Below are 20498 nucleotides of genomic sequence, written 5' to 3'. Positions count from 1 at the left end.
AACCCTTCGGGGTTCGACGCGGGATCGCTCGCGGAAGGGTGTCCCCGGAACCACTCGGCCGGACTCGGCTGAGCGGTGTCAGGGTCGACAACCTTTTCGGGAAGTCTCCTTACCGCTTCGGTGATTGGGCGTCTCGACCATGGGTCGAGAGGACTCGGGAAACCCGCTCCGGCTCCCGCCGGGGCGGGTTTCTTTTCGTACTGCGGTAACCTGCGGGTTGTGCCGCTCGACGAAGGATTCATCGGACGTGAGTACCCGCCCAGCGCCCCCTACGAGGTCGCGCGGGAGAAGATTCGCGAATTCGCGGAGGCGATCAAGGACGAGTCGCCGTTGTACCGCGACACCGAGGCCGCCAAGGCCGCCGGTTACCCGGACGTGATCGCTCCGCCCACGTTCGCGATGCGGTTGTCCGTGCTGGCGCAGGAAGCCGTGGTCGAGGACGAACAGCTGGGGCTGGACTACAGCCGCGTCGTGCACGGACACCAGGCGTTTCGGCACCACCGGCCGATTCGTGCCGGGGACGTGCTGGTGGCCGTTGCCCACGTGGACGACATCAAGGCGCGGGCGGGCAACGACTTCCTCACCGTGCGTGCCGAGATCGGCACGGCCGAGGGAGAGCCGGTGTGTACCGCCACGTCCACGCTGGTGGCGCGTGGCACGGCCGAGGAGGGAGAGCAGGCGTGACGACGACACTGTCGTCGGTCGCGAAGGGCGACCGGCTGCCCGAGTCCAGCGTTTCGATCACCAGGACGGATCTGGTGCGTTACGCGGGGGCCTCGGGGGATTTCAACCCGATTCACCACAGCGACACGTTCGCCCGGGAAGTAGGTCTTCCGGAGGTGATCGCGCACGGCATGCTCACCATGGCGTTGGCCACGAGGTTGGTCACCGACTGGTTGGGTGACCCAGGGCGGATCATCGAACACGGGGTCCGGTTCACTCGCCCGGTCGAGGTTCCCGACGACGGGCAGGGGGCCACGGTGGAGCTCTCCGGGAAGGTCGCCGACGTCGGTGAGGACGGCACCGCGAAGATCAACATCACCGCGAAGTGCGCCAACCAGGGCGTACTCGGCGGCGCCTACGCCTTGGTGCGCATTTCCTGAGCCGCTCGGTCGGCGTAAGTGCTCGCTTGGCGGAACCTCGCGCACGGTTCTCGCTGCGGGTCCGGAGACATCGGGTAGCGATCTACACAACGTCTCCGGCGTCCTCGCGAGAGCCGCACGCGAGAACCCGCGGCGGTGCCGGTGTCGAGGGTGGTCGGAGTTCGACCCACGGGCGTGGTGGGAGCTCGGCGTCGGTGGCACCAAGAGCCCGGCGATTTCGTGGGAAATTGACGCTGGCAGGGGCCGCATCGCCGTATCGGGGTGTAAATTTCTCGCGAAATTGACGACGCCGGGCTGCCGTCGGGACGCGGCCGTGAGTGTCGCAGCGCGGGTGGTCCCGGTGCGTGAGTCGGATGCATTGCGAGGCCGGGCCGCTCGCCGCCTAGGTCGCTACTCAAGAGCCGGCCCAACGAAGCAAGGCGCCGACTCACGTGCCGGCTAACCGGCCACCGCGTCAGGGCACCCCGCCCTCCAAAGTCACTTGGCTTCCGAGAGGAGGGTGGCCATCCTGCGGACACCCTCGGCGAGGTCCTCGTCGCCGAGCGCGTAGGACATCCGGAAGTAGCCGGGGGTTCCGAACGCCTCGCCTGGGACCACGGCCACCTCGGCCTGCTCCAGGACGAGCTCGGCGAGTTCGGTGCTGGTCTGTGGCCGGACCCCGCGTATCTCCGTGCCGAGCAGTTCCTTCACGGACGGGTAGGCGTAGAACGCCCCCTTCGGCTCCGGGCAGCTCACACCCGGAATCGCGCCGAGCAGCTCCACGATGGTGCGCCTGCGTCGGTCGAATGCCTCGCGCATCTCGGCCACCGCGTCCAGCGGCCCGCTCACGGCCTGCAGCGCGGCCCGCTGCGAGACGTTGGACACATTGGACGTCAGGTGGGACTGCAGGTTCGCAGCGGCTTTGATCACGTCGGTCGGACCGATCATCCAGCCGACGCGCCAGCCGGTCATCGCGTAGGTCTTGGCCACTCCGTTGAGCACCACGCACCTGTCGGCCAGCTCCGGCACCTCCACCGGCATGGAGACGTGCCTGGCGTCGCCGTAGACCAGGTGTTCGTAGATCTCGTCGGTGACGACCCAGAGATCGTGCTCCACCGCCCACCGGCCGATCTCGGCGACCCGCTCGGGCGGGTAGACCGCCCCGGTCGGGTTGGAGGGCGAGTTGAACAGCAGCATTTTGGTGCGCGGGGTGCGGGCGGCTTCGAGCTGTTCCAGCGTCGCGAGGTAACCGGTGGAGTCGTCCGTGGGGATCTCGACGGGGATTCCGCCCGCCAGCCTGATGGCTTCCGGGTAGGTGGTCCAGTACGGCGCGGGGAGCAGCACCTCGTCGCCGGGATCTAGCAGGGTGGCGAACGTCTGGTACACGGCCTGCTTGCCGCCGTTGGTCACCAGCACCTGGTTCGGCTGGATCACGTGGTTCGAGTCGCGTGCGGTCTTGGTGACGATCGCCTCACGCAGTTCGGGCAGTCCGGACGCGGGGCTGTAGCGGTGGTTGCGCGGCTCGGAGCATGCCTCCTGCGCGGCACGCACGATCGGCTCCGGGGTGGGGAAGTCCGGTTCACCGGCGCCGAATCCGATGACCGGGCGTCCCTCTGCCTTGAGTGCTTTGGCCTTCGCGTCCACGGCGAGGGTGGCCGATTCGGCGATCGCGCCGACTCGTGCCGAGACGCGGGATTCGGTGGTCGAGCTTGCCTGTGTTCCGGGTGCGGCCATGTCCGCATCGTCGCAGACGCGTGTCGCGTCGCACGAACCGTGCCCACCGAGGATGACGGAATCGGGGCGGGGGTTGGAAATCCACTTCGGTGATGTCGTACACTCTCGTACTCGGGAAGCCCGTACGGATCGATCGTGCCGGACCCGCTCACGGTGCGGTGTCGGTCGGGACGTAGGGTGTACCGATGTGGTCGGGACGACCGATCGCGGAGGGGTGTAGCTCAAGTGGCAGAGCAGCGGTCTCCAAAACCGCAGGTTGCGGGTTCAAGTCCTGTCACCCCTGCGTCGATGTTGACGGTGAGCGGAGGAAGTGGACGGTGTCGGCCGTGCGAGTCTCGGTGACCACCACTGACGAGTTCACGCGTCCGACGAGCGCCATCTAGGAGGAGGCGTGAGCGAGGACCGCGAGCAGGGCCAGGACGGTAACCGGGACGAGGAGTCCCGCCCTTCCAGCGCCGCCGCACGCCGTAGCCGCCGGGCCTCCGGGCGCTCCAGCGCCCGGAAGAGCGCGGGTGGTGATTCGAAGGACGCGACCGCTCCCAAGGGCAGGCCGACTCCCGCCAGGGACGGCCGCGGAGAACGGGTTTCGCTGTTCCGCAGGATCGGCCGCTTCTTCCGAGAGGTGGTCGCGGAGCTCCGCAAGGTCATCTGGCCGACGCGCAAGCAGCTATTGACTTATACTGCGGTGGTGCTGGTGTTCGTCAGCATCATGGTCGCGTTCATAGCCGGTCTGGATCTGCTCTTCGCGCAGGGTGTGCTCCAGTTGTTCGGCAACTGAATGCCGACCGTGGGCAGCTAGACGCCCGCACGGACTTCGTGCGGTGGCGGATGCCATCCACCGGGCACGCAACGCACGAGAGGAAGCGAGACCACTGTGACCTCCTACGACGGCCAGGAGTTGACCGGCCTGTCCGATGAGCAGGACGCCGTGACCGCGGAGGACTCCCCTACGGGGTCGTCGGACCCGGCCGAGGAGCGTCCCGAGGTGGACTCCGGCGGGGATGCCGAGGCGGGCGACTCCGCGGACACCGCCGACTCCGGAAACAGTGCATCGGCTTCCGAGGCCAGTGACGACGAGGAAGCCGAGGCGGATCCGGTCGAGGAGCTGCGCGCCATGCTCAAGCGCGCGCCGGGCGACTGGTACGTGGTGCACTCCTACGCCGGTTACGAGAACAAGGTCAAGAACAATCTCGAACACCGCGCGCAGACGCTGGACGTCGAGGACTACATCTTCCAGGTCGAGGTGCCCACCGAAGAGGTCACCGAGATCAAGAACAACCAGCGCAAGTTCGTGCAGCGCAAGGTGCTTCCCAGCTACGTTCTCGTCCGGATGGAGCTCAACGACGCCTCGTGGTCGGCCGTCCGCAACACTCCGGGCGTCACCGGCTTCGTCGGAGCGACCTCGCAGCCTTCGCCGTTGAGCACCGAGGAAGTCCTCAAGTTCCTCGCCCCGCAGGCCGAGCGGGAGGCGAAGGAGACCGCCGCCAAGAAGGCCGCCGCCAAGCCGGAACAGGGCAAGAGCACCGCGGTCGAGGTGGACTTCGAGGTCGGCGAGTCGGTTACCGTGATGGACGGGCCGTTCGCGACGCTGCCCGCCACCATCAGCGAGGTCAACGGCGAGGCCCAGAAGCTGAAGGTACTGGTGTCGATCTTCGGCCGCGAGACGCCGGTCGAGTTGTCCTTCGACCAGGTATCCAAGATCTGACCCACTCCCGGCCTTTCGGGAGTGTGGTTGCCGCGGTGGCCGGCAGGGGCGCGCCGCGGCTCTTCGGCGGGCGGTTCGGTGTTCACCACCGCCCGTGCGCGTGCCGGTGTGCGTCGCGCCCGGTACGGACCACAGTAACGAGGACAGGAAGAACGAAATGCCGCCCAAGAAGAAGCGACTCGCAGCGATCGTCAAGCTGCAGATCTCGGCCGGTCAGGCCAACCCCGCGCCGCCGGTCGGTCCGGCGCTGGGTCAGCACGGCGTCAACATCATGGAGTTCTGCAAGGCCTACAACGCCGCCACCGAGAACCAGCGCGGTGACGTGGTGCCGGTCGAGATCTCCGTGTACGAGGACCGGTCGTTCACCTTCCAGCTCAAGACCCCGCCCGCCGCGAAGCTGCTGATGAAGGCAGCCAACGTGCAGAAGGGCAGTGGCGAGCCGCACAAGACCAAGGTGGGCTCTGTCACCCGCGAGCAGGTTCGCGAGATCGCCCAGACCAAGTGGGTCGACCTCAACTCCAACTCGATGGACGAGGCCGAGAAGATCATCGCCGGTACCGCCCGCTCCATGGGTCTTCGCGTCCAGGACTGACGGCGCTCCGTGCGGCCCGGCTCCGCGCCGGGGTCGTACCCCTTGATCCACCGAGAGTGTGGGAGGGCTCGCAGCGCGGCCCCGACCACAACTGATCCGTTGAACAGGAACAGACATGGCAAAGCGCAGCAAGGCATACCAGCAGGCAGCCGAACTGGTTGACCGCAACCGGATCTACTCCCCCAAGGAAGCTGTCGAGCTGGCGAAGAAGACCGCCAAGACCAAGATGGACCCCACCGTCGAGGTGGCCCTGCGGCTCGGCGTCGATCCGCGCAAGGCGGACCAGATGGTCCGCGGGACCGTGAACCTGCCGCACGGTACCGGCAAGACGGCCCGCGTCGTCGTCTTCACCTCCGGCGACAAGGCCGCTGAGGCCGAGTCCGCCGGTGCCGACGCTGTCGGCTCCGACGACCTGATCGAGCGTATCCAGGGCGGCTGGCTCGATTTCGACGCGGCCGTGGCCACCCCGGACCAGATGGCCAAGGTCGGCAAGATCGCTCGCGTGCTGGGCCCGCGTGGCCTGATGCCGAACCCGAAGACCGGCACGGTGACGCCGAACATCGCCAAGGCCGTGCAGGACATCAAGGGCGGCAAGATCAGCTTCCGCGTTGACAAGCAGGCCAACCTGCACTTCGTCATCGGCAAGGCCTCGTTCTCCACGGAGGCGCTGTTGGAGAACTACGCCACCGCGTTGGACGAGGTGTTGCGTTCCAAGCCCGCCACCTCCAAGGGTCGCTACCTCAAGAAGGTCAGCTTCACCACCACGATGGGCCCGGGCATCACGGTGGACGCGAACCGTACCCGCAACATGCTCGAGACAGCGGCGGCATGACCGCCCGTTCCCGCGGCCGTTCGGGCCGCTGGGACTCCCGCGTGTGAGCCGCGACCGGGCCACCCCTCGCCGAGGGGTGGCCCGGTTCGTTCTTCAGCCGGCCGGTGCTGCTCGTGCGCCGTTCGGACCGGAATCGGAACGGCCCTGTTCCGAACGGCCCTGTTCCGAAGGGCCCTGTTCCGAAGGGCCCTGTTCCGAAGGGCCCTGCTCCGAAAGAGCCCGATTCCACCGGAACCATCGGGCTCGTCGTGTCACTGGCTGAACCAGTAACCGTAGGACGTGTAGTCCGGATAGGGACCGAGGTAATCGGCGCGGGGGCGGAACTCGACCCGCAGCGTCGAGTCGGTGACCAACTCACCCGGAACAGTGAAAGTGGCCTCGTGCCAACCGTTGTCACTCGAGCGCAGGGTCCGGTCCCGCAACTTTTGGCCATTCGCGAAGACCGCCGTCCGCATCGGGTCGGGTGGTGCTTCCCCGACGCGGGCGTAGCGTGCGGTGACCGTGACCGGTTCACCGGGGGTGAGGTTCCGGGCGGTGAGTGCCTCACCACCGATCACGTGCCTGCCGCTGTCGACCACCTCGCCACGCGGCGAGTTCACCGTGCGCAGGTCGGTGTAGGGCTGGAACTCCCGGTGCGCGGGCAGCACCTCGTAGTCGTGCCGCTGTTCGCTCCGCAGATCGGCCACGTTGACGTGGTCGCGGATCCGTCCCGGCGCGTCGCTCTCCACCGGCCGGTCCCCGGAGCCCAGCGAACTCCAGTCGGCCTTGTGGATGGCGACCTCGTCACAGAGCTTCGCGGCCTGGCACGCTCCCGCCGACCCCACCGTGCGGTACGAGAAGGTCGGCGATTTGGAGTGGAACGTGGCCAGCGGTTCCGCCGCGAACACGTCACCGTGGTCGAGATCGTGCACCTTCCACTCGGTGAACACCGCGAAGTAGTCGGGACGCCGTTCGGCGGGCATGTCGCGCAGCACCTCGTAGATGCTTCCCGCGCCGTGGTTGTTGGCGCGGGTGAACCGGTTCGTGGTCAGTCCGACGAGGTCGACGATCCGGTGACTGCCGAGATAGGCGGGCGCTCCCACGTCGTTGACCGCGAGCACGGCGCCGGGCGGCAGCTCCCGCTCCAGGAAGGCGGTGAACGAGACCTGCTGGTCGCGTATACCCGCCGATTGCTGTCCCAGCCGGATGGCCCAGGACGGCATTTCCGCCACGGTGAACAACAACGCCGTGACCAGACCGGCGTGCAGCACGATCCGCCGGTTGCGTCGGTGACGCAGCAGGCGGCTCGTTCCGTGGATCCCGAGCACGGCCAGCAGCAGCAGGATCGGCAGGAAGGGCTGGTGGTAACGCAGGTGGTGAATGGTGGCGGCGTGCAGCGTCGAGATCGCCAGCAGCACGAGCACGTAGCCGACCGCCAGCGCCCACGCCAACGGGGCCCACCGCGGTCTCCGCACCAGCAGAGCGATCGTGCCCGCCACGGCCAACAGCAGCGTACCGGGGAAGACGAAGTCGAAGCTGTTGAACCCGGTGAACACGCGCAGCAGCAGGTGGAACTGCTTCAGCACCTCGTCCAGGAAACCCATCGGGTAGAAGATCGGCTCGTACAGCAGCGATTTCGCCCGCATCCCGTTCGCCGAAGTGTGGCCGGTGGTGATTTCGTAGAGCAGTACCTGGCCGAGATAGGCCACCAGCGGCAACAGCAGCAGGGCGAGGCGGGCGAGCAGCCCCGCACGGGAGGAGCCGGAAGCACGCCGCCCGCGCAGCGTCGTCCACGCCATCGCCACGCTGAGCACCAGCACGAACAGGAACGCCTCCGGTCGGCTCAGTGCCGCGAGCGAGGCGATGATCGGTGTCCGCACGAACCGGTTTCGCGGGGCCTCGGTGGTGTAGGAGAGCACCGATCCCGAGACCAGCAGCGCCACGAGACCGATCTCCATCCCGCTGACCGAGCCCCACAGCAGCACCCCGTTCGTCGCCACGAGCAGACCCGCCCAGCTGCCGACCCGTCGATCGACCAGCGTGCTGCCGAGCCGGTAGACGCACACCGCCGTCAGCGCCATGCACAGCGCGCCGAGGCCCATCGCGGCCGGCAGCAGCGCCGCCCCCTGGAAGCCGAGCGTGTACAGCCCGCCGAGAACCAGCATGTACAGCAGGCTGCTCGCCCCCGTGCTGACCGGGTCCCCGGTGTTGTACCGCAGGAAGTGGCCCTCGGCGAACTGCTTCGCGTACTGCAGGTGGATGTAGGAGTCGTCCAGCGGCGGGATGAAGTGCCACTGGTTGTAGGACAGGTTGACGACCACGAACAACGCCGACAGCAGCAGTGACAGCGCCCCGATCATCCAGGCGGGATCACGGCGTGCGAACCAGTCGCGTAAGCGTCCGGCTCGCCTGCGCCTTTCGTGGCCGGGGATGCTCCCGCCCCGCTCCGTGGCTCCCCCGGATTCGGGGGTCGCGGGTTCGGGGTCGTCACCTTGCTCGGTTCGGTTCATCGATCGGGGACTCCTGCGGCGGCTGTGCAGCTGAAGGGGCGGAGACTGCGCTGCTGCTGGGAACGCTGGGCTACTGATGGAACACTGGGCTGCTGCTGAGAACACTGCGTTGCTGATGGAAGCACTTCGCGTCGCCCGGGAAGTCGCGACGTGCCGTCATCCTAAGGAGATATCGGTTCCACCCACGAGCAGGCCGACCGTGTCGCTGCCGCGACGCCTTTCGCGCGCTCTCACTCCCCGCACTTCGCGCCTTCGTAGCCGTCGATCAGCCAGCCCCCGGAGGACTCCTGCCGCAGCCGGAAGATCCCGAGTCGGGGGCCGCCGCTCACGCCCAGGTCGCAGGAGGAGATCCGGGCCCAGCTCCCACCCGTTTCCGACTCGAACTCCCGCACCGCGTTCCGGTCGATGTCCGGGTTCTTGTATTCGAGCCGCTCGGCCACCCGTTCGTTGAGCCGCCGCGCCGCGGCCCCGCAGTTCTCGGCGTCGTGCACGGCCGCGAAGCCGCTCCGCGCGTCCTCGTCGAACAGCAGGCAGACGGTGTCGGGTCGGTTGGCGAGCTCGTCGTAGACCGCTCGGACCGCGGCGGTCGGGGAGCGCTGCAGCATCGCCGACCTGCTCTCCTCGCCCCCCGGCGCGGAGCCGTTCGATCCCCCTCCGCCGCCACCGCCGAACATGCTGTTGTACAGGTACATCAGCACCAGCAGCAGCACCAGCAGGTACAGCAGTCGCCGCACGAACTTGAACCGCAGCAGTCGCAGCGCGCGGCGGTACCAGGGGCGCTTGCCGCTGCCGGCGGCCGTGGGTTCCGAGACCGGCGGTGTGTCGCCGTACTGCCGCCGCATCTCCCGGAACCGTTGGAACTCCAGGAACTGCTGGTACTCCCGGTGGGCGTCCTCCTCGTCGGAGCGGGTGGTTTCGGCGGTACCGGTCTCCCGTTCGGTTCGGGCCGCGTCGCCCGCGCCGCGTGCCCCGAAAGCCTCGGTCGCCCCGAAGGTCTCGTTCGGTCGCGCCGGAGCGCGCTCGGGCGGGTGCTCGTCGACCACCTCGGCGTCGATCGGCTCCGCGTCGTTCGTCCCGTCGGTTCGTTCCGGCGGGTGCTGCGGGGAATGCTCGGACGGTTCACGGTGATCGACCACGGTAATCATGATGCCCGGTGGCGCAAGTCTTCCCGCCCGAGCGGGGTGTGCAGTGTGGGGCGTCGGTGTCCGGGGCGCGGTCGGGGCTCGCGGCTGTACCGCCTGGCAGCGGCCGCCTGGGTGCGGGGCGGAGCGGCGGGGGTGGCTGCCGGTCCGGGGAATCCGTGGCGTACGCTGGAACAGGTTCCACCAGAGACCGCTGGTCTTTTCCCTCGGTGAGGTTCCCGGCACCGCCCGGTTCCCCCGATGGAGAACGAAGGTCCCGTAGAGACGGGCGACCCGCGCAGGAGGACGAGGCCCAGCAGCGCGAGATCACTGTCGCGCGGTGGATGATCTTCCACGCCCCGTGCCGAATGCGCCGGGGCGTTTTTGTCGTCTCAGGGCACTTGGCGACCGGCACACAGTCGCGAGGCACTAGAGAGGAGGCGACATGGCGAGGCCCGAAAAGGTTGACGCGGTCAATGAGCTCTCGGAGAACTTCAGCAACGCGACCGCGACCGTCGTGACCGAGTACCGCGGACTGACCACGGCCCAGCTCAAGCAGCTGCGCCGCAACCTCGGTGAGGACGCGACCTACCGCGTCGCGAAGAACACGCTGGTCCGGCGCGCGACCCAAGAGGCGGGCGTCGAGGGCATCGACGATCTCATCCAGGGTCCGACCGCGCTCACCTTCATCAGGGGTGAGCCGGTGGACGCGGCGAAGACGCTGCGCGACTTCGCCAAGGACCACAAGGCCCTGGAGATCAAGGGCGGCTACATGGACGGCCGCCCGATCTCGGCCGGTGAGGTCGAGCGCATCGCCGATCTGGATTCGCGCGAGGTCACGCTGAGCAAGCTGGCCGGTGCGATGAAGGCGAAGCTCAACGAGACGGCGGCCCTGTTCGCCGCGCCCGCTTCGCAGGTCGCGCGGATGACAGAGGCTCTGAAGGGCAAGAAGGAGGAGTGAGCCGTCACCGCCGTTCTCGGCGGTCGGCCCGGTTCTCCCGCGAACAACACCCGTGCGCCGCGCGCAGGCGCTGCTGATCCGAAAGGAACATCATCATGGCCAAGATGAGCAACGAAGAGCTGCTGGACGTCTTCAAGGAAATGACCCTGCTGGAGCTCTCCGAGTTCGTCAAGCAGTTCGAGGACACCTTCGACGTCACGGCCGCCGCCCCGGCCGCCGTCGCCGCCCCCGCCGCGGGTGCCGCCCCGGCCGAGGAGGAGGAAGAGCAGGACGAGTTCGACGTCATGCTCGACGACGCCGGTGACGAGAAGATCAAGGTCATCAAGGCGGTCCGCGAGATCGTCTCCGGCCTGGGCCTCAAGGAGGCCAAGGAGATGGTCGAGAACGCGCCGAAGCCGGTCGTCGAGAAGGTCGACAAGGAGCGTGCCAACGAGGTCAAGGGCAAGCTCGAGGAGGTCGGCGCCAAGATCACCCTCAAGTGATCCAGCCGGTACTTCACGGGGCGGTCGCCTTCGGGCGGCCGCCCCGGTTGCGTTCCGTCCCCGTTCGCCCGAGCACCCCTTGGGGGTGCGGGGGTCCGCTGGGCGAACGCGCGGATCGAACACGAACTCTTGTCGATAATCCGACGCCCACATGCACAGTGTGTTCTCACCAGGGTCTTTGGTCCCCGATCGGGTGATTTATCTTTGGACGGAAAGTAATAAGAATCCAAGTATTTCACTGAGTCCCGTCTGAATAATTCCTGAGAGAAAAATGCCGCCCGGCCACGTTCGGTGTTCGGTCCGTGGGGCGAGCTTGCCGTGGTCGGCCCGAACGATGATCAACGTTCTGACCAGGTATGACACTGCGTGTACATGACGGTTTCGTCCTATTGCGCTGTGAGTTGTTTCTCTTGGCGTGCCCTGCGAGGGCTGGCTACAGTCGGCGGTGACGTCGGGTCATGCGAAAGGGACTCTGACGATCGTATTCGCCGAATGCGATACGTCGTGGCGCAATTTTCGGATCAAGAGCGAGACGTCGGCTCTGCGCCACCTTTGGAGACCAAAAGGTGGATCATATGACTGAAGCATCGGTTCGGGGTACCGCCTCCGTCGCGGAATACGTGCGTGCCGTGGAGGAGAGCAACGAGAACGTCGCCTTCCGGATGAGTACGGAACGACCGCGGCGCGGTGTGATGGTCGTCAACGTGTCCGGCGAACTGGACATGGTGACGGTTCCCCGCTTCGCGGAACTGGTCCAACGGCGGTTGGAGTCCTCGGCGCCGGTGGTGGTGCTGGACCTGACCGGGGTGACCTTCCTCGGGGTCGAGGCGATCAAGGTGCTGGCGCAGCTGGATCTGCGAGCGCATATCACCGGAAAACGCCTGTCTCTGGTCACCGGTGTCCGGGCGGTGGACCGGCCGCTGGAAGTACTCGGCCTGGCGGGCCGCTTCACCTACGGCAGCAGGCCGGTGTTCGAATCCGCCGAGCGTGACCCGGGCGCCGCTTCGCGGCGTGCGCCGCGGCCCCCGGAACCGAGAACTGGCAGCCACGAGGCCGCGATGAGTCGTTGAGCGCGGCGTGGACCCACTGTGTGAACGGCAGTGCGGTAGCGGGGCGGGCTCCGTCGCGGCGTGAGCCCGCCCCCGACTCGTGTTCGGACTCGATCGAAGCGGGAAGCCATGACCGGGATGTCGACAGCGGAGCCCCGGAGCGGTCGAACGGGTGGACACGCGGTGCTCGTCCGACCCGCGCGGGAACTGCTGCTCTTCCTCGGACCGCGTGATCGAGGCGCACCGGTTCGGGTGCCGCATGACGGCACCGCCACGCTGGGGCATCTGGTGCAGTCGACGGGGGTGCCGTTGACCGAGGTCGGCGAGCTGCTGCTGGACGGCGTGCCCGCCGAGGCGGGGGAGCGGCCGTCCGACGGCGGTGTCGTGGACGTCGCACCCGTGCGCTACCCGGAGCGAACCCGAGACCGCTTCGTGCTGGATGTGCATCTCGGCAAGCTGGCGCGCCGGATGCGGCTGCTGGGGATCGACACCGCCTATCGCAACGACGCCACCGACGATGAGCTGCTGGAGCGGGCCGCGCGGCAGCGGAGGGTGCTGCTGACCAGGGACCGGGGGCTGCTGCGCCGGCGCGCGCTGCCGGAAGGTGCTTACGTCTACGCTTCCGATCCGGCCCGGCAGCAGACCGAGGTACTCGCCCGGTTCGAACCGACGCCGCGCCCCTGGACCCGCTGCGTCTCCTGCAACGGGAAGTTGGTGGAAGTACCGAAAGCCGAGATCGCCGCCAGGCTGGAGCCCGGCACCCGCAGGTGCTACGACGAGTTCGCCCGCTGTGTGGCCTGCGGCAGGATTTACTGGCCCGGTGCGCACAGCCCTCGGCTGCGCGCCATCGTCGAGTCGGCGCCGCGCCGAGCGGCGCGAGAAGATCACCGTATGGAAGAGCCGTACTGAAAGGCCGGACCGAGCTCATGGCTCGTCGCCGGTGAGCGCCTCCGGGAGCGTGCGGCGGCGGTCGGCGCTCAGTGCCGACGCTCGCTGCCGGAATCGGTCACGTAGGGCATGTCGCTCGTCGACACTGGGTAACGAACCCGGTTAACATGCCGAGTATGCCGATCTCGTCGAAGTTCCGGGAGCGTATTCAGCGGTTTCTGGAGACCGGTGAGCGTATCCGTTACGTCTTTCCCGCCGAGATCCTGGGCAGTATCTCGCCCGGCGTCGTCGTGGTGGTCAGTCAGCAGTCGATCACGGTGCTTTCGACCGGCATCTTCAACCGGAGCAAGCCGAAGGGCGTGCTCGCCAAGAGCCCGCGCGGTGTCCGGCTGGGGCCGGTGGACACCAACGCGGCGGCCTGGTTCACGTTCAACGGGGTGCACTACGAAGTGGACGACGAGTACGTGCCGGTGCTCAACGCCGCCGACGCCGAACTCGGTTCGCCCGACCAGGTGCCGCAGGACCCGCTGCCCGAGCTGTGAGGCGTTCTTGGGGTGGCTCGGTAACGGTGGTTCGAGGGCCAGCCCTGCGTTTCGCGGCGCTTTCGTCGGATCATAAGCCCCAGATAGGGCGGTTGACTGCAACCGAAATTTTATCAAGTAATATTTTGATTTATTGTTCCGGTGATCATTCCTTCCGCAAGTGTCGCGGGGGTCCGTGTGTAGCTCGTACTGCGATCTCGATTATACTGTCCTCCCTTTCGGGCTCGTTTGGGTTCCAGTAAATAATTGTTTCTTCTTTTGCGTCGTTTCCCCACGGGCGGGTGTAACTGCGCCATATCCCGCCACTAAGGGAGTTCATTGCTCCGTCCAATACCTGATTGTGGTCTCTTTCGAGGGTGTGAATTGACACTTGCGTCCTGTATCTTTCGGTGTCGATTTCCAATGTTTCCTCGAGGATGAGGCGGGTCTCTTTGTCGGAGATGTTTGGTTGGGTTTCGTTTATCAGGGCCAGGAATCTGTTCTCGGCCGTGCCGGGTTCGAAACATCGTATATCAGCGTGGACAACGAGCCAAACCTGCTCCAGGAATTCTTCCATATCTTGGATTGCTTCGTAAAATTCTTCTCGCTGTTTGTCGGTGATATTTTCTTCGAGTGAATCTTCCAGATCTTCTGGGGCATTATCGGGAGACTTCTCTGAAGCATCTTTATTGACGATTTCCAGTGGGTCGTACTTGATTCGGGCGTAAATTTCCGTAATTTTTCGAGTTTTCATCGGAGCTTGCTCTTCCTGGTGATATTCAGCCACACTTACAGGTTCTGCTCCCCAATGTTCGATGCTTACGCGATCGTCGGTTAATCCGTAAAAGTGTGCTGCCTTTTGGCTTGCCGCTAAGACCTGTTTTTCTTTTGAATTCAGTTCATCGCCGGAAATCGTATAGAGCAATGCTGCATGGTAACCTTCACCGGGGTGAGTACTGACGGGCAAAAGTTCGACCGCACTCGCATCAAGTTCTTGCAGTGGTTGTCGTATCAGTCCGACTGCTGTGCTCAGATCTGCGGCAGCGAGCCACAGCTGCAGGCGAACCACCACGTCATCCGGGTTGGATGCAGCGTTCCAGAACACGGAGTGCACGCGCTCGGAACGGTGTACGTCGCTTTCACGAAAAGGGTGATTCGATTCTACGTATTCTTCTTGGGCCCAGTTCGCAGTAAAACCAGATATCGAAAATACGTTCACTCCTAGCTTCGGGTAAAACCTGATTGGTGCCGCCAAATCAGCAAAAGTTCCCTCTTCGTCCTCGAGTATCTTGTAACGATCTTCTGCGAACTTGAACTTTTCAAGTGCGGGGTAGGCCGAAAAAAGCAGAGATTCGCTGGTGGTGAAATCGGGGCTGATTGGTTTCGGTGAAGCTGTGTGTGTTCTGAAATGAAGTACTGTTGTCTCTTCTTTGAAAATTTCGGTTCGAAGTGCAGGAAAGTTGAGATCCTCGGCTACAAGGCAGGACCTTTCAACTGCCTCGGTCAGTGTGTCGACGTCGATGTCGAAACTTACCCAAGTTACGGTATCGTTTTCAGTGAAATACAATTTTAACCTTGTGTGGCTCTTTTAGGGAACAGGCGTAAGGAAAACGTTTTGGGTTAATTTGTGTTGTAGGGGTGGTGCTTACTCGCACTGAAGGTTATGCAGGTGTGGTGATTAGTGGGGATAGGCACAAAAAGCAACGGCCTTTCCGGTATCATGCTGTTCGACCAAAAACAAGCAGTACGCCAAGGAAAGAGCGTTGCGTTACGAGGATACCACAGGGTTGAGTGAGGACCAGCTGTGCTGGTTGGCCGAGCGGATCAGTGAGTTGATTCGATGGGGCCCGAGAAAACATTGTCGGTGTTCATGGCTCTGGTGGTGACGTTGGATTCCTACCGGACGAATCTGACCCAGAAACAACTGGCTGTGTTCCGGAATACGAGCCAGTCGACGATCTCGCGCGTGATGCGCCGGATCGAGTCCGTCCTGGCCGACACGTTGAACGAGGTACACGCCCCGCTTGAGGAGTTCCACGGACGAGTCACCCTCGTGGATGGTGTACTCATCCCCACCGGGAACCGCCGTGACCAGCACGGGCTCTACTCTGGGAAACATCGGCGCTACGGCGTGCGCCTGCAGCTGACCACCGATCTCCGAGGGAATCTTCTCGCGTGTTCGGAGATCTTTCCCGGCGCCACCCATGACCTCACAGTGTTCCGGCATTCATCACTACACGAGACACTCAATCATGCCAACACCATCGGCGATCTCGGCTATCTGGGAAGTGCCGTCACCCAACCCACCAAAACACCGAAAAACGGAAAACTAGACCACGACAGAGAAAAAACCAACACGACGATAGCTTTCCTACGCTACCCGATCGAACGCGCCATCGCCCACCTGAAAAACTGGAACATCCTGGCCAGCCGATACCGCCGGCCACTCGTTCACCTTCAACGAATACTCCACATCATCACCGGACTCCGGCGACTCCAAGAGACCTGGTAAACAATTCAGTGCATAACCTTGACTGTATCACAGCCAAGAGTTAGGGGTGGGCGAGTTTTCCACCCCTAATTGTTGGTCAGTTTCCTAGCTTGTCGTTGGTTGACAGCTTATTGATTCAATGTGTCACGTTCCCCTCTTTGGATATGTTTGCGTGGCCTTTGTCCTTTGCGAAGTAACTCATGTAACCCTTTTTGCCGGTTCTCAGCTGAACATCCCATTCCCATCCGGTCTCATCATGTTTCTCTCCCTTTTTCCACAGATACCCGTAGTAGTCGTAGTATCCGCCGTGCTTTTTCTTGAAAGGTCTGTCCTTCGGAGGAACAAATGGAATTGGTCCGTCAGTTGGCAGTTCTTCGTGTTTTACTTTTTCCAGAAGGTCCGGTTTCTTCGCGTAGACACTGGCTGCTTTTTTGTGCAGATTGTTTATTGCTGTAATGTTTCTTTCTAATTTTCCTGGAGACGTGGCGTATTTTTTCGCTGACGCGAGAACCTCTTCAGCAAATTCATAATCTGATAATATTTTTTTTGCTATGCTTGGAAAGTTGTCATCAAAGTATTTTGCGTACTTTGCCGGTTTCGCGAAAGCGTCCCCCACGTAAGGGATGGTCGATGCTGCGGCTAAACCAGCTTGTGTCCATTCTCCTTGAATGAGACTTATGACTCCGGAGCCAATGTCGCTGCTAGGAGTGGGGTCGAATAATCCTGTTGTGTCCAGAATGAAGGAGATTTTGTCGGCGGCCGACAGTCCTCCCGACATATCCAGCTCACGCTGTGGTGGAGGTGGAGCTCCTTCATCTGCCTCGGGGATTTCACCCGGTTCTTCGGGAGGTACTGGGTCCGGCAACTTGTTGATCGCTGTGTTGATAGCGTCGAGCGCTGCCCGAGCGGCTGCTACGGTGTCCTTACCGGCTTCGAGAGCAGAATTCCGCGCGTCTTGTGCCGCCACATAAGCTTCACTCGCAAGAGAATTAGCCCGTGCAGCGGACATATTCGCTCTTGCTGCCGAGTTCGAGGCTTGTTCAGCCGATTCACGGGCGTTCGCTGCCGCGTCCTGTGCCGTCTTGGCCGATTGTGCCGCTCGATCCGCGGAGTTCTTCGCCTGCTGTGCGGATTGCTCGGCCTGGTCGGCGTACTGGGCCGCTTGGCTGGCGGAGTCCTGCGCTTGTTGCGCGTACTGGGCCGCTTCTTCGGCGGCATTGCGGGCCTTCGCGGCTGATTGGGCTGCCTCGTAGGCCTTACCCTGCGCCTCGGCAGCGGCCTCCATACCTCGCTTCACCAGCCGTTGCATCTCGGCGTGATGCACCGCTGCTCTGGCGTCCCGTTCCTTGGCCAGGTACTGCCCGACATCCAGGAAGTTGCGCAGATATTCCGGTGGTCCCTGCAATGCCGCTTGACCCGCAGCCTCCAGACGGGGCCCACCGCTGTCCATGATGCGCAGCACGTTGATGCGATTGTCGTGTTCGCGTGCCTCGTACTGGCCGGTTTTCAGGAACTCCTTGACATCGGCGTGAGTTCCGTCGAGGGCAGCGTTGGCGGCTTCCTTCACGGCGGGACCGGTTGCACTTGCGAGAATCTGCGTGGCGCGCAACCTGTCGTCATCCTCCTCCCCGGGATAAGCCTTCGTGCGGAGGAAAGCCTTGACGTCCGCGTAGGATCCGTCGAGTGCTGTCTTCGCGGCCTCTCGTAGAGCCTTCGGTTCGCCGGTATCTGCGATGTGGGCTACCCGAGCACGATCATCCTGCTCGGCGGCGATCAACCTACCCTTTTCCACCCATTGCCGCACGTCGGCATCGGTGCCCGTCAACGCATGTTGCGCGGCCTGTTTGGTCCACGGACCACCGGTGCTCAACAGGTTCACCGCTGCTTGACGACCCTTGCTGACCACAGTGGCCGGATCGGCATCGGGTGCTTCCGCGGCGTCGAGTAGCTTCCGGGTCTCCTCGGAGACGCGGTTCTGCTCGGCTTCCTCCCACTCAACGCGGGACTGCTCCTCCTGGTGTGAATCAGCCTCTTCTTTCGCTTCGGCTATCGCCTGTTGCTTGTCCGCACGAATACGTTCCACTTCGGCGTCGCGGGCGATTTGAACGATGCTCTGGGCCTGCTTGGCCGCGTCCATGGCGGTGTTGGCCGCGTCGATGGCCGCGTTGGCGTGTTGTGTGGCCTGCTGGGCGGCGTTTTCCGCCTCGCCCGCGTGAGCGGCCGCGTCCTCCGCTGCCGTTGCCGCGGCACGAGCGTGCTCCGCAGCCGAAGTGGCGGCCGCTGCCGCTTCGTCCGCGGCTGTCGAGGCACGGTCGGCCAGCGCGGTGGCAGCGTTCGCTGCCTGAGTGGCTCGGTTTGCCTGCTGTTGAGCTCGTGCGCCTGCCTCTCTGGCCCGTTGCGCCTGATACTCGGAGACGTTGGCATAGCGACCGGCTGCGTCGGCGGCCGCACCGGCGGCTGCCGCGTTCTGGGCGGCACTGGCCGCTGAGCGTGCGGCACGTGCCACGTCGCGGACCGCGTTGCCCGCGGCCTTTGCCGCTGCGGCGGCGCTCTGAGCACTGCTGGCGGCGCTTCGGGCCTGTTCGGCTGACATACGTGCCGCTTCGGCCATGCTGGCGTCGGTGGCAGCCGCCGAGGCCGCCGAATACGCGCGGGAGGCCGCTTGTCCGGCCAGACTGGAGGCGTTCGCCGCCCGAGCGGCCGCTGTCGCAGCGGTGCGTGCTGCCCGGTCAGCCGCGTTCGCCGCGTTGATCGCGGTCCGAGCCGCCGAAGTCGCCTGATCGGCCGCATCCGCGGCTCTTCCGGCAGCCGAACTGGCGCGGTCTGCATCGTTTTTGGCGGCTTCGGTCTCGGCCTTCGCCCGTTGTGCGGCCTTCTTGGCCTCACTGGACGCGTCGAGTGCTCGTTCAGTCGCCTGTTTGGCCGCGGCTGTTTGCTCTTCTGCCCGTTTTCGGGCGGCTTCGGCCCGTTCCACGAGCTCGGTGACGGTGGCCTTCTCCTGATCGCGAGCCTCGGCGACTTCGAGGCCGTGCTCCAGGAACCGCTTCAGTGCCGCTGTCGAGCCGTCGTCCAACGCTGCGTTGGCCGCCTCTTGCACGTGTGTCCCGCCTGTGGCCAACTTCTGCACCACACGCACCCGCAGGTCGTCCTCGTAAGGCTTCTCCCAGCCCTGCAGCAGGAATTCCTGCAAAGCGGTGACCGTCCCCGCCTGCAGCGCGGCTTCGGCGGCTTCCTTGACGCCGGGGCCACCGGAAGCCTTCATCTGCACCACACGTACCCGGAGATCGTCCTCGTAGGGCTTTTTCCAACCCTCTTGGACGAACTCTTCGAGTGCCGCGACGCTGCCGTCCTCGAGTACCTCGTTCCCGGCCAGCTTCATGCCGCGCCCGCCGGACGACATCATTCGCAGGACACTGATACGTAGATCGTTCTCGGCCGCGATGTCCTTGCCGGTGTTGAGAAACTCACGGATGTCCGCATCGGTCCCCGCCAGTGCGGTTGCCGCGTCGTCCTTGGTGTCCGGACCGCCGTTTCTCCAGAGTTCCAGCACCTCCTGGCGATCGGCCGGTGTCACCTCGGCCGCTTCGGCGGTGGCGATGCTCGCCGAACCAACCATGCCGCTCACTACCGACGTGGCCAGGAATATAGCGGTGAGTGCTCGTCTTCGACCGCGTGATGTGCGTGGTGGAGCGATTCCGTCCACTTCGCGATGCTTGTGGGTCCGCATGCTCGTATTGCTCCAAATGCAGTATCGAAATCATGCCCTGTTCGGCTTAGTGCTGAACTGGGGCCAGCAAGATCCTCGCTCAAATCAATGTGATCCACAAGGATTATCCGCGTGCGGTATCCGAGAATTTATTTGACAGGTGTTGTCAATGCCCTGTTTTAGAGTGTGATGATCGCGATATTTTACCGGAAACGCTGTTTATATTTTTGTCTTTTTGTTAAGTTGATCCGCGTTTCATTCGGGAATCGATTATTTTGTGTGTTTCGGAGAGAGGAGAATTGTGCGTAATACCGTTCGACTCGCCGTGCTCGGCGTTTCCGGATTAGTCGCCCTGTCGACTGGGATGGCGGTAGCTGTGACCGGGAACGACGTCACCACCGAGTCAGTGGCCGCTGGATCACCGCCGCCGATCGTGGAGGATTACTCCTACCCGGGGGCGGACCGCATCGAACAGCAGCGCGGGATCAAGCTCATCGAGGGTGACGGGAACATCGTGCTGGCCGACTGCGCTGCCTCGGACGAGCTGATCGAGGTCTACAGTCGCAAGACCGAAACATCGTGTTACCGCGTCATCGGTAATACCGGGTATCTGAAAGTGGAGATCCCCCAGGTTTACACGCTGAAGGGGGATGACCACGCGGTCGAGGCCACCGTGACGGTGGAGGGCCAGACCGAGGTGGTCGACGTGGCCGAGAACTCCTTCACGCCGGTCGGTGAGGGCGAGAATACCGAAAACGGTCCGGCCACATTGCTGGAACTACGCGCATCGTGATGAGTAGCGAAAAGGGAATGGTTTTGTCGAGTTCTAGATCGAGATGTGGTTT

General features: G+C 64.2%; 18 protein-coding genes and 1 tRNA gene. 14 read left to right on the top strand and 5 right to left on the bottom strand.

All coding sequences use genetic code 11. The annotated features are described in order from the left end of the window. Positions 1-219: 219 nt before the first annotated feature. Positions 220-684 (top strand): MaoC family dehydratase N-terminal domain-containing protein, encoded by a 465-nt coding sequence (locus BLR41_RS03130; RefSeq protein ID WP_092626307.1) that lies wholly within the window; start codon positions 220-222, stop codon positions 682-684. Beyond that, entirely contained in the window at positions 681-1103 is a 423-nt protein-coding gene (locus tag BLR41_RS03125) for a MaoC family dehydratase (protein WP_092626306.1), read from the top strand. Before BLR41_RS03130 ends, BLR41_RS03125 begins: the two co-directional genes overlap by 4 nt. A 477-nt stretch (positions 1104-1580) precedes the next feature. On the opposite strand, the gene BLR41_RS03120 is transcribed toward BLR41_RS03125, so the two are convergent. Then, complete coding sequence (locus BLR41_RS03120) at positions 1581-2816, bottom strand: pyridoxal phosphate-dependent aminotransferase (RefSeq protein WP_092626304.1); 1236 nt, start codon at positions 2814-2816, stop codon at positions 1581-1583. Positions 2817-3026: 210 nt separating this feature from the next. Between BLR41_RS03120 and BLR41_RS03115 the strand changes: the two genes are divergently transcribed. The 5 genes from BLR41_RS03115 (at position 3027) to rplA (ending at position 5945) form a co-directional block, all read left to right on the top strand. Next, positions 3027-3099 (top strand) — tRNA-Trp (locus BLR41_RS03115). 108 nt (positions 3100-3207) lie between these two features. After that, a complete protein-coding gene (gene secE, locus BLR41_RS03110) occupies positions 3208-3594 on the top strand; it encodes a preprotein translocase subunit SecE (protein ID WP_092626302.1) in 387 nt (128 codons plus the stop codon). Positions 3595-3690: 96 nt separating this feature from the next. Continuing rightward, positions 3691-4521 (top strand): transcription termination/antitermination protein NusG, encoded by an 831-nt coding sequence (nusG, locus tag BLR41_RS03105; RefSeq protein WP_092626300.1) that lies wholly within the window; start codon positions 3691-3693, stop codon positions 4519-4521. Between the two features lie 157 nt (positions 4522-4678). Further along, positions 4679-5113, top strand: a complete 435-nt coding sequence (gene rplK, locus BLR41_RS03100; RefSeq protein WP_092626298.1) for a 50S ribosomal protein L11 — start codon at positions 4679-4681, stop codon at positions 5111-5113. A gap of 115 nt (positions 5114-5228) precedes the next feature. Then, positions 5229-5945, top strand: a complete 717-nt coding sequence (gene rplA / locus BLR41_RS03095) for a 50S ribosomal protein L1 (protein WP_092626296.1) — start codon at positions 5229-5231, stop codon at positions 5943-5945. Between the two features lie 251 nt (positions 5946-6196). On the opposite strand, the gene BLR41_RS03090 is transcribed toward rplA, so the two are convergent. Together BLR41_RS03090 and BLR41_RS03085 are read right to left on the bottom strand one after the other, a co-directional pair. Continuing rightward, positions 6197-8434, bottom strand: coding sequence for a hypothetical protein (locus tag BLR41_RS03090; protein WP_092626294.1), 2238 nt, complete (start codon positions 8432-8434; stop codon positions 6197-6199). Between the two features lie 230 nt (positions 8435-8664). After that, positions 8665-9579: a hypothetical protein gene (locus BLR41_RS03085; protein ID WP_245693774.1), complete on the bottom strand. Its 915-nt coding sequence runs from the start codon at positions 9577-9579 to the stop codon at positions 8665-8667. Between the two features lie 421 nt (positions 9580-10000). Here BLR41_RS03085 and rplJ point away from each other — a divergent pair, with 421 nt between their 5' ends. The 5 genes from rplJ to BLR41_RS03060 all read left to right on the top strand — a co-directional run bounded on the left by rplJ (position 10001) and on the right by BLR41_RS03060 (position 13477). Continuing rightward, complete coding sequence (rplJ, locus tag BLR41_RS03080) at positions 10001-10516, top strand: 50S ribosomal protein L10 (protein WP_092626292.1); 516 nt, start codon at positions 10001-10003, stop codon at positions 10514-10516. Positions 10517-10611: 95 nt separating this feature from the next. Beyond that, the gene (rplL, locus tag BLR41_RS03075) at positions 10612-10998 is read left to right on the top strand and encodes a 50S ribosomal protein L7/L12 (protein ID WP_092626290.1); all 387 of its coding nucleotides are present in this window, start codon (positions 10612-10614) and stop codon (positions 10996-10998) included. A gap of 575 nt (positions 10999-11573) precedes the next feature. Beyond that, on the top strand, positions 11574-12068 hold the full coding sequence (locus tag BLR41_RS03070; protein WP_092626288.1) for an STAS domain-containing protein: 495 nt from the start codon (positions 11574-11576) through the stop codon (positions 12066-12068). Positions 12069-12185: 117 nt separating this feature from the next. Then, on the top strand, positions 12186-12956 hold the full coding sequence (locus BLR41_RS03065) for a Mut7-C RNAse domain-containing protein (RefSeq protein WP_425426876.1): 771 nt from the start codon (positions 12186-12188) through the stop codon (positions 12954-12956). 146 nt (positions 12957-13102) lie between these two features. Next, a complete protein-coding gene (locus BLR41_RS03060) occupies positions 13103-13477 on the top strand; it encodes a hypothetical protein (protein WP_245693772.1) in 375 nt (124 codons plus the stop codon). Between the two features lie 145 nt (positions 13478-13622). Here the strand turns inward: BLR41_RS03060 and BLR41_RS22340 are convergent, their stop codons facing one another. After that, positions 13623-15023 (bottom strand): hypothetical protein, encoded by a 1401-nt coding sequence (locus BLR41_RS22340; protein WP_143012981.1) that lies wholly within the window; start codon positions 15021-15023, stop codon positions 13623-13625. Positions 15024-15296: 273 nt separating this feature from the next. Between BLR41_RS22340 and BLR41_RS03055 the strand changes: the two genes are divergently transcribed. Further along, positions 15297-15968 (top strand): transposase family protein, encoded by a 672-nt coding sequence (locus BLR41_RS03055; RefSeq protein ID WP_092626282.1) that lies wholly within the window; start codon positions 15297-15299, stop codon positions 15966-15968. 115 nt (positions 15969-16083) lie between these two features. On the opposite strand, the gene BLR41_RS03050 is transcribed toward BLR41_RS03055, so the two are convergent. Further along, positions 16084-19674, bottom strand: a complete 3591-nt coding sequence (locus BLR41_RS03050; RefSeq protein WP_092626280.1) for a polymorphic toxin type 17 domain-containing protein — start codon at positions 19672-19674, stop codon at positions 16084-16086. 355 nt (positions 19675-20029) lie between these two features. On the opposite strand from BLR41_RS03050, the gene BLR41_RS03045 reads away from it, so the two are divergent. After that, positions 20030-20446: a hypothetical protein gene (locus BLR41_RS03045; RefSeq protein ID WP_092626278.1), complete on the top strand. Its 417-nt coding sequence runs from the start codon at positions 20030-20032 to the stop codon at positions 20444-20446. Positions 20447-20498: the final 52 nt, after the last annotated feature.

Source organism: Actinopolyspora mzabensis, assembly GCF_900101095.1.
Lineage (GTDB): Bacteria > Actinomycetota > Actinomycetes > Mycobacteriales > Pseudonocardiaceae > Actinopolyspora > Actinopolyspora mzabensis.
The sequence above is the reverse complement of the archived record's forward strand: the minus strand, read 5'-3'. Positions and strand labels throughout refer to the sequence as shown.

Bases quoted from the DNA above. Each gene is read 5' to 3' on its own strand.
- BLR41_RS03120 (WP_092626304.1), bottom strand. From the start codon at position 2,816: ATGGCCGCACCCGGAACACAGGCAAGCTCGACCACCGAATCCCGCGTC.
- rplK (WP_092626298.1), top strand. From the start codon at position 4,679: ATGCCGCCCAAGAAGAAGCGACTCGCAGCGATCGTCAAGCTGCAGATC.
- rplA (WP_092626296.1), top strand. From the start codon at position 5,229: ATGGCAAAGCGCAGCAAGGCATACCAGCAGGCAGCCGAACTGGTTGAC.
- BLR41_RS03090 (WP_092626294.1), bottom strand. From the start codon at position 8,434: ATGAACCGAACCGAGCAAGGTGACGACCCCGAACCCGCGACCCCCGAA.
- BLR41_RS03085 (WP_245693774.1), bottom strand. From the start codon at position 9,579: ATGATTACCGTGGTCGATCACCGTGAACCGTCCGAGCATTCCCCGCAG.
- rplJ (WP_092626292.1), top strand. From the start codon at position 10,001: ATGGCGAGGCCCGAAAAGGTTGACGCGGTCAATGAGCTCTCGGAGAAC.
- rplL (WP_092626290.1), top strand. From the start codon at position 10,612: ATGGCCAAGATGAGCAACGAAGAGCTGCTGGACGTCTTCAAGGAAATG.
- BLR41_RS03070 (WP_092626288.1), top strand. From the start codon at position 11,574: ATGACTGAAGCATCGGTTCGGGGTACCGCCTCCGTCGCGGAATACGTG.
- BLR41_RS03065 (WP_425426876.1), top strand. From the start codon at position 12,186: ATGTCGACAGCGGAGCCCCGGAGCGGTCGAACGGGTGGACACGCGGTG.
- BLR41_RS03060 (WP_245693772.1), top strand. From the start codon at position 13,103: ATGCCGAGTATGCCGATCTCGTCGAAGTTCCGGGAGCGTATTCAGCGG.
- BLR41_RS03055 (WP_092626282.1), top strand. From the start codon at position 15,297: ATGGGGCCCGAGAAAACATTGTCGGTGTTCATGGCTCTGGTGGTGACG.
- BLR41_RS03050 (WP_092626280.1), bottom strand. From the start codon at position 19,674: ATGCGGACCCACAAGCATCGCGAAGTGGACGGAATCGCTCCACCACGC.